Consider the following 486-nt stretch of genomic DNA (forward strand, 5'->3'; position numbering starts at 1 on the left):
CCCCGCTACATTGTCGGCGCAAAATCACTTGACCAGTGAGCTATTACGCACTCTTTCAAGGGTGGCTGCTTCTAAGCCAACCTCCTGGTTGTCTTCGCGACTTCACATCCTTTTCCACTTAGTACACGCTTAGGGGCCTTAGCCGGCGATCTGGGCTGTTTCCCTCTCGACTACGAAGCTTATCCCCCGCAGTCTCACTGCCACGCTCTCACACACCGGCATTCGGAGTTTGGCTGATTTCGGTAAGCTTGTAGGCCCCCTAGACCATCCAGTAGCTCTACCTCCGGCGTGAAACACGTGACGCTGCACCTAAATGCATTTCGGGGAGAACCAGCTATCACGGAGTTTGATTGGCCTTTCACCCCTACCCACAGCTCATCCCCTCAGTTTTCAACCTAAGTGGGTTCGGGCCTCCACGACGTCTTACCGTCGCTTCACCCTGGCCATGGGTAGATCACTCCGCTTCGGGTCTAGAACATGCGACTC

General features: G+C 55.1%; 1 rRNA gene. It reads right to left on the reverse strand.

Features of this window, described 5'->3' with window-relative positions:
* A 23S ribosomal RNA gene (locus F3087_RS45680) occupies positions 1-486 on the reverse strand; the annotation flags it as partial.

The sequence above is a fragment of the Nocardia colli genome (assembly GCF_008704205.1).
GTDB classification, from domain to species: domain Bacteria; phylum Actinomycetota; class Actinomycetes; order Mycobacteriales; family Mycobacteriaceae; genus Nocardia; species Nocardia colli.